Origin of the sequence: Kribbella sindirgiensis (assembly GCF_004331435.1) — a bacterium.
In the GTDB taxonomy this organism is placed as follows: domain Bacteria; phylum Actinomycetota; class Actinomycetes; order Propionibacteriales; family Kribbellaceae; genus Kribbella; species Kribbella sindirgiensis.
Map to the genome: position 1 here is coordinate 509,676 of NZ_SJKA01000002.1, position 13,337 is coordinate 523,012.

The 13,337-nt window shown below is 68.3% G+C and carries 16 protein-coding genes; 6 read left to right on the forward strand and 10 right to left on the reverse strand.

Annotated elements, in window-relative coordinates:
• Positions 1-4: 4 nt before the first annotated feature.
• Positions 5-733: a class I SAM-dependent methyltransferase gene (locus E0H50_RS07060; RefSeq protein ID WP_238150820.1), complete on the reverse strand. Its 729-nt coding sequence runs from the start codon at positions 731-733 to the stop codon at positions 5-7.
• An 89-nt stretch (positions 734-822) separates the two neighbouring features.
• Positions 823-1,143, reverse strand: coding sequence for a nucleoside triphosphate pyrophosphohydrolase (locus tag E0H50_RS07065; protein WP_131285775.1), 321 nt, complete (start codon positions 1,141-1,143; stop codon positions 823-825).
• Between the two features lie 123 nt (positions 1,144-1,266).
• Between E0H50_RS07065 and E0H50_RS07070 the strand changes: the two genes are divergently transcribed.
• A complete protein-coding gene (locus tag E0H50_RS07070) occupies positions 1,267-1,689 on the forward strand; it encodes a hypothetical protein (RefSeq protein WP_131285776.1) in 423 nt (140 codons plus the stop codon).
• A 9-nt stretch (positions 1,690-1,698) separates the two neighbouring features.
• Here the strand turns inward: E0H50_RS07070 and E0H50_RS42795 are convergent, their stop codons facing one another.
• Positions 1,699-1,875, reverse strand: a complete 177-nt coding sequence (locus tag E0H50_RS42795; RefSeq protein WP_165547020.1) for a hypothetical protein — start codon at positions 1,873-1,875, stop codon at positions 1,699-1,701.
• Between the two features lie 120 nt (positions 1,876-1,995).
• Here E0H50_RS42795 and E0H50_RS07075 point away from each other — a divergent pair, with 120 nt between their 5' ends.
• Entirely contained in the window at positions 1,996-2,625 is a 630-nt protein-coding gene (locus tag E0H50_RS07075) for a chloramphenicol phosphotransferase CPT family protein (protein ID WP_202868036.1), read from the forward strand.
• Here E0H50_RS07075 and E0H50_RS07080 read toward each other — a convergent pair.
• On the reverse strand, positions 2,610-4,571 hold the full coding sequence (locus E0H50_RS07080) for a heparinase II/III domain-containing protein (protein ID WP_131285777.1): 1,962 nt from the start codon (positions 4,569-4,571) through the stop codon (positions 2,610-2,612). The genes E0H50_RS07075 and E0H50_RS07080 overlap by 16 nt on opposite strands.
• A 178-nt stretch (positions 4,572-4,749) precedes the next feature.
• Positions 4,750-5,271: a DinB family protein gene (locus tag E0H50_RS07085; RefSeq protein WP_131285778.1), complete on the reverse strand. Its 522-nt coding sequence runs from the start codon at positions 5,269-5,271 to the stop codon at positions 4,750-4,752.
• Positions 5,272-5,411: 140 nt separating this feature from the next.
• Here E0H50_RS07085 and E0H50_RS07090 point away from each other — a divergent pair, with 140 nt between their 5' ends.
• Positions 5,412-6,236, forward strand: coding sequence for an alpha/beta fold hydrolase (locus tag E0H50_RS07090; RefSeq protein WP_131285779.1), 825 nt, complete (start codon positions 5,412-5,414; stop codon positions 6,234-6,236).
• Between the two features lie 71 nt (positions 6,237-6,307).
• On the opposite strand, the gene E0H50_RS07095 is transcribed toward E0H50_RS07090, so the two are convergent.
• Positions 6,308-7,171 carry an LLM class flavin-dependent oxidoreductase gene (locus E0H50_RS07095; RefSeq protein ID WP_165547021.1) on the reverse strand — a complete coding sequence of 288 codons (864 nt, stop codon included), beginning with the start codon at positions 7,169-7,171 and terminating at the stop codon, positions 6,308-6,310.
• A gap of 109 nt (positions 7,172-7,280) precedes the next feature.
• On the opposite strand from E0H50_RS07095, the gene E0H50_RS07100 reads away from it, so the two are divergent.
• Entirely contained in the window at positions 7,281-8,309 is a 1,029-nt protein-coding gene (locus tag E0H50_RS07100; RefSeq protein ID WP_131285781.1) for an NADPH:quinone reductase, read from the forward strand.
• Here E0H50_RS07100 and E0H50_RS07105 read toward each other — a convergent pair.
• The 3 genes from E0H50_RS07105 to E0H50_RS07115 are packed head-to-tail and all read right to left on the reverse strand — an operon-like array spanning position 8,296 to position 10,329.
• Complete coding sequence (locus E0H50_RS07105; protein ID WP_202868037.1) at positions 8,296-8,946, reverse strand: DUF2625 family protein; 651 nt, start codon at positions 8,944-8,946, stop codon at positions 8,296-8,298. The genes E0H50_RS07100 and E0H50_RS07105 overlap by 14 nt on opposite strands.
• Before the next feature lie 15 nt (positions 8,947-8,961).
• Entirely contained in the window at positions 8,962-9,804 is an 843-nt protein-coding gene (locus E0H50_RS07110; protein WP_131285783.1) for an AAC(3) family N-acetyltransferase, read from the reverse strand.
• Between the two features lie 45 nt (positions 9,805-9,849).
• Positions 9,850-10,329 carry an NUDIX domain-containing protein gene (locus E0H50_RS07115; RefSeq protein WP_238150821.1) on the reverse strand — a complete coding sequence of 160 codons (480 nt, stop codon included), beginning with the start codon at positions 10,327-10,329 and terminating at the stop codon, positions 9,850-9,852.
• 18 nt (positions 10,330-10,347) lie between these two features.
• On the opposite strand from E0H50_RS07115, the gene E0H50_RS07120 reads away from it, so the two are divergent.
• Together E0H50_RS07120 and E0H50_RS07125 are read left to right on the forward strand one after the other, a co-directional pair.
• The gene (locus tag E0H50_RS07120; protein ID WP_165546995.1) at positions 10,348-11,115 is read left to right on the forward strand and encodes a hypothetical protein; all 768 of its coding nucleotides are present in this window, start codon (positions 10,348-10,350) and stop codon (positions 11,113-11,115) included.
• A gap of 16 nt (positions 11,116-11,131) precedes the next feature.
• A complete protein-coding gene (locus E0H50_RS07125) occupies positions 11,132-11,818 on the forward strand; it encodes a DUF4389 domain-containing protein (protein WP_131285785.1) in 687 nt (228 codons plus the stop codon).
• Here the strand turns inward: E0H50_RS07125 and E0H50_RS07130 are convergent.
• Positions 11,815-13,194 carry an FAD-binding oxidoreductase gene (locus E0H50_RS07130; protein WP_131285786.1) on the reverse strand — a complete coding sequence of 460 codons (1,380 nt, stop codon included), beginning with the start codon at positions 13,192-13,194 and terminating at the stop codon, positions 11,815-11,817. The genes E0H50_RS07125 and E0H50_RS07130 overlap by 4 nt on opposite strands.
• Between the last annotated feature and the right edge of the window lie 143 nt (positions 13,195-13,337).

Consider the following 13,337-nt stretch of genomic DNA (forward strand, 5'->3'; position numbering starts at 1 on the left):
GGGTTCAGTGGCGGCGGGCCAGGTGGATGTGGATCTGGGCGTCGACCTCCACGGTTTCGGGGAGGGTTTCGAGAGTTCGGCGGAAGACCTCGTCGCGGTCTGCGGGTGGGAGCATCAGGTACGCCGAGACTGTCGACAGCTGTCCGATGTAGTTGTGGGCGCTCATCGTGAGGCGGCGTTCGATGACTGCCTGCTGGACGTCGGTGAACCACTCGGTCTGCTGGAGTTCCGTGCCGGGCCATTGCATCGGGCGGTCCTCGGGGGTGCCGTCGGGTGACGGGACGCCGTCGTCGACCAGGTACGGCGTACGCGCCGCGCGGACTGCCTCTTTGAGGGCAGGGTCCGCCAGTTGGATCGGTACGCCGAAGGAGGTGAACACGCCACCCGGTCGGACGAGCGCCGCCATGCGCTCCCATCGGCCGTCGGGGTTGGTCCAGTGGAGGGCGGCGGCCGAATACACCAGGTCGTACGACCTATCCAGCGGGAGGTCCTCGAAGGCGGACTGCACGGTGGTGACATCGGCCGGCAGGTGTTTGCGCGCTTCCGCGAGCATGGCCGCGTCAGGATCTGTTGCCGTAATCGCGATACCTCCCTGCGCGAACAGACGGGTCGCCTTGCCGGTCCCGGCGCCGATTTCCAGGGCGGTCCGAAGCGGCGTACCGGCGTACGCCGTCACCAATTCGAGGAGCTCCACCGGATACCCGGGGCGGAACCGTTCGTAGGCTTCTGCCACTGACCCGAAGCTCAACGCGCGCACAACCATGCCCGCATCCTGACACCTTGCGTACCCCCACCGCCTGGCATTTTCGCCGAGTAGGCGGGTCAGGCGATGCCCGTCCAGATGGTTCTGTCGGTGAATGCTCCGCGGGCGGCGGCCTTCGCTGCCCGGGTTGTTTCCAGCGCATCTGTGGTGGTTCCCAGGTCGGCTGCGAGAGCGTAGACGACCTCAAGGATGTCGGCGAGTTCCTCGACCACGGTCGCGTCATCGGCCTCGAGAAACTCGTCGACCTCCTCGCGAAGCTTGTCGCGCAACCGCCTACGGAACTCGTCGGGCTCGGCCTGATACGTGACCGGATCGCCGCCGCCCGCCCGGATGATCTCCGGAATCCGATCCCTCACCAACTTGCCGCCAACACTCTCCACCTCGACAGCCTAGGTCAGACCGGGCGACAGTTCGCCCCAACCGCTTTCCGCTGTGCCAGGATCGCGTTTGTGACTCCTGAACAGGCAAGCCGCGGTCAAACGATTCCCGACGCGGAGCTGCCTATGCTCGCGGCTCTCTGGTTGGTTGAGGGATACGACTCTCCATTGCTGCGTGAGCTGGCAGGGCTCACCCGCCGGCAGTCCACCGAGGCACGACAGATGTTCGACGCGGTGCTCGCTGAGCTCGGACACCCGGTACGCACTATCACCACGCCGTACGACGAACTCCCTTGGCGCGGGTACTGGGAGCAAATCCGTTGGGCTGTGGACCAGATGGACAAGACACACACCGCGTACGCGTCGGCGCAACGTGTCCTGGAGGTCCTGTCCGACGTACCTGACCTCTGGGGCCCCGGTCGCGGAACGGATCTGGTGGATTTGCTGGAGCAGTGGAACGAACACCGTGATCGACGCAACGAGCTGACCGACCGCATCAGAACCCACCTCCGTTCCCTCCGCGAAGGCGACGTTCCACCGCTGGCGTGAAGCACCGTTTCAGTACTTCCAGGTTCCTAGTTGGTGGTTGTTGGCGTCGTGGAGGGTTAGTTGGCCGTGGCGGGTGGAGACGTCGAGGACCAGCCAGCCGGTGGCTTGTTCGCCTTGATTGAGGATTACTGGGTCGAGGGGTGGGCCGAAGGTGGTTGAGGTGACGATGGCGTCGCCTCTCGCCAACGAGACTGGACCGGATCTCGGTGACCACCTTGCCGGTGTCGATGAGCGCCTTCGCCGGCGTGAGTTTGTAGCTGTAGTCCTGGCCGCACCGGGGAAGAAGCCATCAGCGATGATGGGCCGGTGTCGATCACCGCGAGCCATGAGCTGACTCCCGAAACGAACCTCGGCCGCCCCGGCAGGCTGATTTTCCTCAACGGTACGTCGAGTTCCGGGAAGTCGAGTATCGCGGCCGAGCTGCTCGGCTCGCTGGACGGCACCTGGTTCCATCTGGCGATCGACCAGTTCCATCGGATCCGCGCCCGGCGGGAGATGCCGGACGAGGCCTTCCTGTCCGTGTTCCAGCGGACGGTGCTCGGATTCCACCGGGCCGTCGCCGGGATGGCGTCGGCGGGGAACGACGTGGTGGTGGATCACATCCTCGGCGAGCAGTGGCGGCTGACGGACTGCCTCACGGTGTTCGACGGGTTGCCGGTCCTGTTCGTCGGCGTCCGTTGCGCGCTGCCCGAACTCGAGCGGCGCGAACGCGACCGCGGCAACCGCACGATCGGCAGGGCGGCGGTACAGTTTCCGATCGTCCACGAGCACGGCGTGTACGACGTGGAGGTCGAGTCGGACCGGCATACCCCGGCCGAATGCGCTGCGCAGATCCGCGACCGTCTCGAGGCCGGCCCGCCAACGGCCTTCGACCAACTCCGAGCGAGGGGCGCCTCCACCGCGGGAGACGCCCCCACGGTTCATCCGGCGCGGTAGAGCGAGCCGCCTGCGGAGATGGCGATGCCGGCGCGCTGACCGCCGACGTTGAGGTTTACGATGAACGTCGTACCGACCTGACGCACGGTGTAGGTGACCGACCCGCTGGATCGGACCGGTACGATGAACGACAGGATCGACGCTGTTGTGCCGGAGCGAGCCATCATCAGCGTCGGCGCGGACTTCCGGACGTAGCTGCTCGGGTAGTGCCAGCCCTGGATCGGGTTGGTCTGCGCCTGTTTGACGAGAAGAGCGCCGGCCGGCAGCGCCTGTTTGAACGGCACCTGGAACAGGATCGTCTTGGACGTGTCGCCCGCCGCCATCGCCACGGCGGTCGTCCGCGAGTACACGCTCGCCCGCTGATCCGGCGGCAGGTGCCACAACGTCTGGAACGCCTGCGCGGTCTTCGCCGACGCACGGTCCCACACCACCAGCAGATCCGGATCCTTCAGCACCAGGACCGAGCGAACCCGGCTGATCCCGCTCCCCGGCGCATCCGCGAACACGTACGATTCCGCGTTCGCCTTCACCGAATACGCAGTCAGCCGCGTCACCGGATTCAGGTACGTCGACATCGGCGTCGTCATCACACTGTGCGCGCTCGGACCGACGGACCAGGTGCGATAGGCACCGGCGTTGTACGCCGCGTATCCGCCGTCGACCAGAATGTCCCGCCCACGTGCCGTGTACGTGATGCCGGTGTGGTCGAGATGCCCGTGGAACGCCCGCCCCGGACCGTACCTGATGCTGTACGTCGACTCGCCCGCGAAGCCCCTGGCGGGATCGCTTCCCCACCCCGTGCGACCGAACACGTAACCGGCCGAGTACACCCCGACCCGCCACAGCGGCATCGTGCCCGCCGTACCCTTCGAACCCGCGAACTGCAACGGCGTCCCTGTCCACGGGTACGTCGCCTGTACCTCGGTGTCACCGATCTGGTGGAGTCTGCCGAGCGAGTTCGTTGCCAGTGTCAAGAACTTGGCCAGCAACGCGCGCCGGGTGGCGATCGTCGTACCGGGGTTGACGCCGCAGTTCTGCATCACCGCGATCGCGCGACCCCACAGCGAGTAGTTGAACGCCGCGTAGCCAGTGGACTGTTCGTTGGTCCCACCCTCGGCATCGATCGAAGTCGTGATCCCGGCCGCGAATCGTTGCTGCGCGAGGTTCTTGTAGTCGGTCCGGCCGAGCACACAGCCGACACCGAACAGCGCGATACTCTCGTCGGTTCCATGGTTCCACGCACCACTCCAGTTGTAGGTCAGGAATCTCGCATGACTCAGCAGCGCCGCGTCCACCCAGGCGTAGCGGGCCGGCACGGTGCTCACGTGGAGCCCGGCCAGGATCGCCTGGCGCAGGCAGTTCAGCACGTTGGTGCGGTGCATGGTGGACTCCCACGCGCCGACGTTCGCCTTCCACGAGTACGGATTGTCGCGGTACCAGTCGTACGCGATCGTGTTCACCCGCGTCAGTGCAGCCAGGTCACCTTTGCCTGCAGCAACGATCCCTTGCCCGAGCCACCGCAGTGAGTGGAACCACATGTACCAGCTGGCGTTCTTGTACGGATTCAACGCCCAGTTGATGTTGCCGCCGCCGCTTCCGACCTTGTACGCCGCATACGGGCCCCAGGCAAACTTGTCGGCGTACAGGTTCACCAACGGGTTGGTCTTCTCGATCCCGCTGAACCCCGGGCACGCGTAGAACGGCGCCGCGAGTATTTGGATCTTGTTCGTGTCCGTACCGATGTCCGTCGCCGGCGCGGCCGTCGGCGGTACGACGTTGCTCGCGCCCGGCACGAACTGGGACTCGGCCGGATCGTCCGGTGCTGGGACGATCTGGATCCCGGGCGCTTCGCCCGGTGCACGAGTGTTTCCGGTTGCCGTTCCCGCCCCCAGCACCAGAACAGCGATCCCTACGGCCGCAACGGCCGCACTCCTCCTGAATCGCATGAAGTTGTCCCTCCCCGGACGTCGGTCAGCCCAATGGAGGCGGTCAACTCACCGAGGTTTGCTTCCCCTTATCTGCCTCGATGCGGAAACCCCGCGGAAAGTTGCGTTTCCGGCGCACTTTCCGGGCACAGCAGAGCGCCAGGACTCCCGAAGGAGTCCTGGCGCTCGATTTGTTGGCTCAGCCCATGGTTTTCTGGCCGTCGATCGCTTCCCGGATGATGTCCGCGTGGCCGGCGTGCTGGGCGGTCTCGGCAGTGATGTGCAGGAAGACCCGGCGGACGGTCCAGAACACACCCGGCGGCTGCCATGGCGCGGACGGAAGCTCGTAGCTGGCGTCCAGGTCGAGGGTGCGGACGAGGTCGTCGGTGGCGGCGGCGACCTTCTCGTAAGCCGCGAGAACGTCGGCGAGGGTCTCGCCCTCGACGAGGCGGAACTGGTCCTGCCAGGCCGCCATCATCTCCGGGGTGAACTCGGTCGGTGTGGACCCGCCCTGACCCTGCGCGAACTCGGCCCAATGCTGCTCGGTCGCGCTCACGTGCTTGATCAGCCCGCCGACGGTCAGCTCACTGATGGTGCTGCGGGTCGAGGCCTGCTCGTCGGTCAGCCCCTGAGCGGTGTGCCGCAGGAACCCCCGGTGCTTGCCGAGGAACTCCAGGATGTCGGCCCGCTCACCGGTCAAGCTCTGCTCGTTTGTCGTCATACCGCGACTCTAAACGCCATAGCGGCCAGGTTCTGTCCGCTACAGAAATTCATGTCCAGGGCGTGGTTCGGGCCGTGGCCCGCGACTAGTTTGGCGTGGGGGCGGCGACTGGGCCGAGCCCATTGCACAAGGGGGTTGACGTGGGAACGATCACGACCAGCGACGGTACGGAGATCTTCTACAAGGACTGGGGTACGGGCCAGCCGATCGTCTTCAGCCACGGATGGCCGCTGTCGGCCGACGACTGGGACAATCAGCTGCTGTTCTTCCTGTCGAAGGGGTACCGCGTCGTCGCGCACGACCGCCGTGGACACGGCCGCTCGACGCAGACCGGCGACGGACACGACATGGACCACTACGCGGACGATCTGAAGGCGGTCGTCGACCATCTCGACCTGCGCGACTGCATCCACGTCGGGCACTCGACCGGCGGCGGCGAGGTCACTCACTACCTCGCTCGGCACGGCGAGGACCGGGCCGCGAAAGCCGCGCTGCTCTGCGCCGTCCCGCCGCTGATGGTGCAGACCGACGCGAACCCGGAGGGCCTGCCGAAGGCGGTCTTCGACGACCTCCAGGCGCAGCTCGCGGCGAACCGGTCGGCCTTCTACCGCGCACTCCCGGAAGGCCCGTTCTACGGCTTCAACCGCCCGGGCGCCGTACCCAGCGAAGCGGTCATCGCGAACTGGTGGCGGCAGGGCATGATGGGCGGCGCGAAGGCCCACTACGACGGCATCGTCGCGTTCTCCCAGACCGACTTCACCGAGGACCTGCGGACGATCACCATCCCGGTCCTGGTCGTGCACAGCGAGGACGACCAGATCGTGCCGTACGCCGATTCCGGCCCGAAGTCGGCCGCACTGCTCAAGAACGGGGTCCTCAAGACCTACAAGGACCTCCCGCACGGCCTGCCCACGACGCACGCCGACGTGGTCAACGCCGATCTCCTGGAGTTCTTCCGGTCCTAGTCCCGAAAACTCACGGAGGATCGTGACGGCTTGCGTACGTCGGTGCGCAAGCCGTCGCGGCACGGAGATCCTCACCCGCTGACGCTGCCGAGTGCGTCGGCGAGCAACTCGACCTGGACCAGGTTCGCGGCGGCCGGGTAGAGGATGACGTCGGTGGCGCCGGCCGCCCGTAGTCCGCTCAGATGCGTCGTCAGCTGGTCCGGCGTCGTCAACGTGTCGGCCCGCGCGTGGTCGAAGTACGCGTCGCCGTAGTAGTGGCGGATGTACTCGTCGGCGACGGCATCCGCGTCCGGCCCGAGCGCGAAGTACCGCCCGGTCGCGATCCGCGGTTGCCCCTCGCGGCCGGCCTGCTGCCAGGCTCGTCGTACGGCGTCCGCACCCTGAGCGAGCGTGTGCGTGCCGAACAGCGGTGCCACCCAGCCCTGCCCAACTCTTGCCGCCCGCCGGTGCGCCGCGTTGGCCAGACCGCCGAACAGGAGTGTCGGCCGATCAGCGGGAAGCTGGTTCATCGGACCGCCGGCGCCGATCAGCTCGCCGGACCACGCACGCCGCCAGGTGTCCAGTGTGGCGTCCCACAAGGCGCCCAGACCCTCGCCGGCTGCGCCGCTCGCGGCGAAGTCGTCCTGCCAACCGCCCAGCCCGAGACCGGCCGTCAACCTGCCGCCCGACAGCAGGTCCACCGACGCGAGCTGCTTGGCCAGCAGGACGGCGTTGTTGCGCCAGCCGACGTTGAGCACGGTCGTCATCAACTCGACGGTCGACGTCCGGGCCGCTGCGGCCGCGAGTGCGGTCAGCGGCTCGAGATTGTCGTAGACCAGCCGGTCGATCACTCCCACCGCGGCGAACCCGTTCCGCTCGGCCTCGGCGGCCCACTCGCCCACCGATCGCGGGTCCACTCCCGGCACCGCCGCCGGCAACCCGATCCCGATCCGCATCTTGATTCTCCCGTCAACGGCTGTCCCACGACGGTAGGCAACCGGGCCGGCGCCGGTCTTGAACGAATCGGACAGGCGACGGCAGGGCAACTGAGGTAGCGTCGATGGGGTGCGCGCCATCCAGTACTCCGTGACCGGTGAGCCCGACGTCCTGACCCTCGTGGACAGGCCGCTGACCGAGGTCGGTCCCGGGGAGGTGCGGGTGCGGATCCACCGGTCGGGCGTCAATCCGACCGACTGGAAGTCACGCCGCGGCAGCGAGGCCGGTACACCAGTGCACCCGGCGCAGGTACCCAACCAGGACGGATCCGGTCTCGTCGACGCCGTCGGTCAGGGCGTGGACGCAGCCCTCGCCGGTCGCCGGGTCTGGCTCTGGGAGGCCGCGTACCAACGGCCTTCGGGAGGTACGGCGCAGGAGTACGCCGTGGTCCCGGCCCGCCATGTGGTGCCGCTGCCCGACGACGCGTCGTACGATCTCGGCGCCGCGCTCGGCGTACCGTTCCTGACCGCTCATCGCTGCTTGACCGTGACCGAGGACGGCCCTGATCGCCTCGGTCCAGGCAAGCTCGCCGGCCGCACCGTGCTGGTGGCCGGCGGCGCCGGAGCGGTCGGCAACGCGGCGATCCAGCTGGCCCGGTGGTCCGACGCGACCGTGATCACCACCGTGAGCAGTCCGGAGAAGGGCCGGCTGGCCGCGCTGGCGGGCGCCGACCACGTCATCGACTACAAGCAGCAGGACGTGGTCGCGGAGGTCCGCGCGATCGCGCCGCACGGCGTGCACACGATCGTCGAGGTGTCGCCGGCGGCGAACGCGGCGATCGATGCCGCGGTGATCGCGCCGAACGGCTCGGTGTCGGTGTACGCGACCGACGGCGGCGCGACGACCGAACTCCCGGTGCGCGCATCGATGGTGCCGAACGCCCGTTGGCAGTTCGTCCTGCTGTACACGGCCCCGGAGTCCTGGCGCCCGCGCGGACTGGCCGACGTCGCGGCCGCGGTCGAGTCCGGCGCGATCCGCATCGGCCCCGACGCCGGCCTCCCGCTGCACCACTACCCACTGGACCGGGCCGCGGACGCGCACGCCGCGGTCGAGGACGCCGTCGTGGGCAAGGTCCTCATCGACGTCATCCCAGACTGAGGAGCTCCTCGAACGGAACGGCCTTGCGCGAGGTGTTCTCGAGCGGATACGCCTCAGCCGAGAACAACGGCGGGTAGACAGCGATCCCTTCCGACAGAGGGGTTCGGCGCGTCTCGTCGAGCCAGGTCGGCCAGCGGAGGCCGGCGTAGAACTGCGTCGGGCCGTCGGTGAGCGACCAGAGGACGAAGTCGGTGTGCCCGACGCCGAGGCCGTCCCACTCGAGGGTGTCCGGCGCCCAGTAGCAGACCTGACCGGGCTGGACGCCCAGCCCGCCGCCGTCGACGGCGAACCGACCGCCGAGGACGTCGTAGGCGACGATCAGGTACGGCGGTGGCGCGGCGGCCTGCTCCGGGTCGACGAGGTCGTTCGCGGTCGCTAGATCGGGCAGACCGGAGCCACCGCCGCCGAGAATGCGCAGCCAACCTTCGTCGATCACCAGACCGCCGCAGTTCACCGCGAGCGCACCGAGCATCGACCGCGCCGTGACCTGCAGCCGAAAGAGGACGTCTCGCCCTGCCGCCGGATCGACGGGTAGGACGGTGGCGGGGCGGGCCGCCTGTGCGAGGGCGTCCTGCAGCACGGTCCAGGCCGGATCGTCGACGTCGGCCAGTACATCAGCGTTTCTGACGTGGGTCACCCGGCCGAGCATGCCCTACTCGGCGAGGGCAGCCAACCGCTGTTGCAAGGCCGCGGCGCAGCGGCAGGCGGGGTCGGTGGTGCAGAGGAGGGCGGCGGGGTCGGCTTCGATCAGCTGACGGGTCGCTGCGAGTACTGCCTGCTTGGGGATGCGGCGGATGCGCGCGTTTCCGATCTGGATTTCCTTGGTCGCAGAGCGCAGTACGGGCTCGATGGCGTCGAAGTGGTGGCTTGCGCCGGGGACGTTGGGGAGCTCGGTCCACAGGCCGTCGGCGGATCTCGCGTAGCGGTAGAAGCGCGACCGGCCGAGGTGCTGCTCGGCGAGGTGGATCGTGGTGTTCGAGGTGTGGGTGACGCCGAGCAGCAGGACGTCGCCGTCGAGGGCCTCGATCGGGCCGAGCGGCCAGTCGGGGCGCTGGGCCTCGAGGAGGCGTTCGGCGGCCGGGCCGGCGGCCTGGTAGGAAAACAGCGGATGCTCGGTCCGGAACGGCGAGCAGGTCAGGCGGAACGTTTCCGGAATCGTTCCGAGCCACCGGTCGATCGGGAGCCCGGCGCGGAAACTGGTTGCCTGCGACAACCGAGTGTCGAAGTCCGCCCAGCTGTCCGCGTTCCAGTAGGCGTTGTGCGGGCGCACCAGTCCGGGCGGCGCCGGGATTCCGGTGAGATCCCAGGTACCGGCCGGCATCAGCACGGTCCCGCACACCTCGGTCAGCGCCGAGCAGACCGCCTCCGCACCGCCGTCGACGTACCCGAACGAACTCAGCGAGGAATGCACGATCACCTCGGACCCCCGCCCCAGCCCAAGCTCCCGCAGCCCGTCGGCGAGCTCGGCTCCGGTCACGGCCTCTGGTGTTTCCATCCCCGAAATATCCCATCCGCACCGGGGAGGTCGCCTCGCATTTTCCTACCAGGCCTGGAACAGTCCCGTCTGCCGGTAGGTGGCGTGCAGACGCAGGACGAGCTCGGTCGGAGGATGTAGCGGGGTCGGAGGTGTGGGGAAGAAGGCGGCCTCCAGGACCTCGTCCTCGGCTGGGTGCAGTGTGCCGGTCCAGCGGCGGGCTTCGAAGCAGAGGGCGAAGCACTGGACGACGTCGCCGTTCGGGTACGTCAGCGTGTGGACGTCGGCGCGGGACAGGCTGGCGAACGGGATCAGGTCGTCCTCCGCGACGATCAGCCCTGTCTCCTCGGAGAACTCGCGGGCCGCCGTACGACGGAAGCTGTCCCCCGGTTCCGCTCCGCCCGCGGGGAGCTCCCACCGACCGGAGTCGCGACTCCTCTGGAACAGGATGCGTTCGTCCGCGTCGATCGCGAGGACCTGCGCACCGGGCAGCAACAGCAGGCGGGAACCGACGTCGCGGCGGAGCTGGGCAAGATAGGAGTCCACGGATGAGAGGGTAGGGCCGTGGACTGGGTGAGGCAGCGCGCGGGATCCCTGCTGGGGTTGGGGTTGATCGGCGGGCTGGTGTGGACGACGGTCGTCACGCTGTCGATGCCGAACTGGTACGACCCGAGCGAGGACTGCGCGCGCAAGGTCGGCGTGGACAACGCGCACCCACGCACCAGCTGGTTCCCGCCGTCGGCGAGCTGCGTGTCCGGCGACGAGGTCCGTCAGTACATGTCGACCACCCGCTCGGTGATCCTGTCCGTTGTCGGCGTACTGCTGCTGATCCTGATCGCGACCGGCCTGATCCTGACCGTACGACGCCTCACCGGCGATCCCGGCCCGCTCCGGACCGGTGACGACCTGAAGCGCCGGCGCCGCTCACACCTGATGTTCGGGGCGCTGGACATGGGTGTCGCGTTCGCGGTCGTCACGTTCCTGAACGTGGTGGCGATCGTGTTCGGCGACCTCCCCGGGGCGATCCTGTTCATCGTCACCACCCTCGTCGGCCTGAGCGCGTTCGGCACCCTGCTCGACCGGCACATGGGCCCGCTCCCGAGCACCGCCCTGGACTCACGCCGCCGCGGCACGGTCGCCGCCGTCGCGACCTACGCCATCGTCTTCACCGCAACCGCCCTCGCCGGCCAACTCCCCTTCTTCCGTTTCTGGGCAGTCCCCCTCAGCGCCGTCGCGTACGCCGCCATCACCGCGACCCAATGGTCCCGCGCGACCCGCCGGGCGGTCGTTGACAGGGTGGGTCCCACCGAGGATGGTGAAGAACATCTCTGACTGACCGGGGGTCGTCATGGCAGGATCTGTTGGGTATCCGGTGCATGTGAACGCTGCGCTGGATCCGGGGACTTCCAGGTGGTTGTGGCTGGTGAAGTGGATCCTGGCGATCCCGCACTGGGTCGTTCTGCTGTTCCTGTGGATCGGCTTCCTGGTCGTCTCGGTGATCGCGTTCTTCGCGATCCTCTTCACCGAGCGCTATCCGCGCGCCCTCTTCGACTTCAACGTCGGCGTGCTGCGGTGGTCGTGGCGCGTGAACTACTACGCCTACGGTGCACTCGCCACCGACCAGTACCCGCCGTTCACGCTCGCCGAGGTCGAGAGCTACCCGGCGCGGCTGACCGTCGACTATCCCGAGCGCCTGTCCCGTGGCCTGGTCCTGGTGAAATGGTGGCTGTTGGCGATCCCGCACTACATCATCGTCGGCATCTTCGTCGGTGGTGGATCGTGGGCCGCGAACGGTTCCGACGACTGGGCGTGGAGTGTCGCCGGCGGCCTGGTCGGCGTGCTCGTCGTCTTCGCGGCCATCGCTCTCCTCTTCACCGGCACCTATCCGCGCTCGCTCTTCGACCTGGTCCTCGGGCTGAACCGCTGGGCCCTGAGGGTTTCCGGGTACTCCGCCTTGATGACCGATGTCTATCCGCCGTTCCGCCTGGACCTCGGCGGCAGCGATCCTGTCGCCGAGGCCCCGACGCCTGACTAGCAGGGCCAGCCGGGTTCGATGTTCTGGTTCAGGTGGAAGACATTCTCGGGGTCGTACTGGCACTTCACCCGGGCCAGTCGCTTGTAGTTCTCCTCGCCGAAGCCCGCGATCACGCGGTTCTGGCCCTCGTTGCCGATGAAGTTCAGGTAGACGTAGCCGGTCGCCCATTCGGCGAGGTCCCAGCACACGTCGCGGGCCCACCTGATCCCGCGCGCGTCGTCGGCCGGGTCGGACCACAGGCCGAACGGGTGCACGACCCAGGCCGCCTGGCGATGCGGCTGCGGCCACTTGTCCGCGCCACGCTGTACGGCGCCGCCCCACGGCAGGATCGCCTGTTGCGACGGTGACGGCGAGATCATGTCCGTCGACCGGCTGGCGAACGCCTCGACCGCGGGGTCGGGGAACGACGCCAGGTGTTCCCCGGACCAGTAGTTGCGGAACCCCGGCGGATCGTCGAGCGCCGATTGAATGTCGGCGTACGGCATCTCGGCGACCAACTCGGCCTCGGGCTCCAGTGCGTACAGCGGCGCGAACACGTCCCGCAGCTCCGCCTCGCTCCCGGCGTACACCGCCGCGGCGCCGACGATCAGCTGTCCTTGCAGATGCGGAGGCACGAACTCCTCCGGCGGTCCGGTCAGGTAGATCACTCCGCCGCCGAGCTCCTCGGGCGCGCCCGCCTCGAACAGGTCCCGGTACGCGCGCAGCACCGTGGGACCGGCCGACGCCGGCCACATCAGTAAGGCCAACGTTGTCGTGGGCAACTGCTGGAGGTGGAAGGTCAGCGACGTCGCGACCCCGAAGTTCCCGCCGCCGCCGTGCAGCGCCCAGAACAGCTCGGTGTTCTTCGTCTCGTCCGCGATCAGCAGCCGTCCGTCGGCGGTGACGAGCTCGACCGAGATCAGCGCGTCACATGCGAGACCGTACTTCCGTTCCAGCCAGCCCGACCCGCCGCCGAGCGTCAGGCCGGCGACGCCCGTCGTCGACGCCCGCCCGCCGGTCGTCGCCAGCAGGTACTTCTGGCAGGCCCGATCGAGATCGCCCCAGGTCGCGCCCCCGCCGACCCGCGCGATCCTGGCGAACGGATCGACCTGAACGCTGTTCATCCGGCGCAGGTCGACCACCAGGCCGCCGTCGGTGACCGCGGTCCCGGCCACCCCGTGACCGCCGCCGCGGACCGCGATCTCCAGCCCCTGGCCGGTCCCGTACCGCACCGCCGCCTGGACGTCGCCCACCGATTCGCACTGCGCGATCATCGCGGGCCGCTTGTCGATCATCCCGTTGAAGACCGTGCGTGCGTCGTCGTACGCCGGATCGGTGTCGCGCAGCAGCACGCCCCCGAAGCCCGATGGGCGCAGCTGTTCGGTGGTCTCGGACATGGTGGATCTCCCCCTTGCTCACTCCCCCAGGCGATTCACCGATCGTCCATCGCACCCCGCCCGCGGTCAACGCCCGGTCGATTACCGCGTCCTGACACGATTCGGCTGTCCACCAAGGGCTTTCACCCGATCACGCCCCGAGA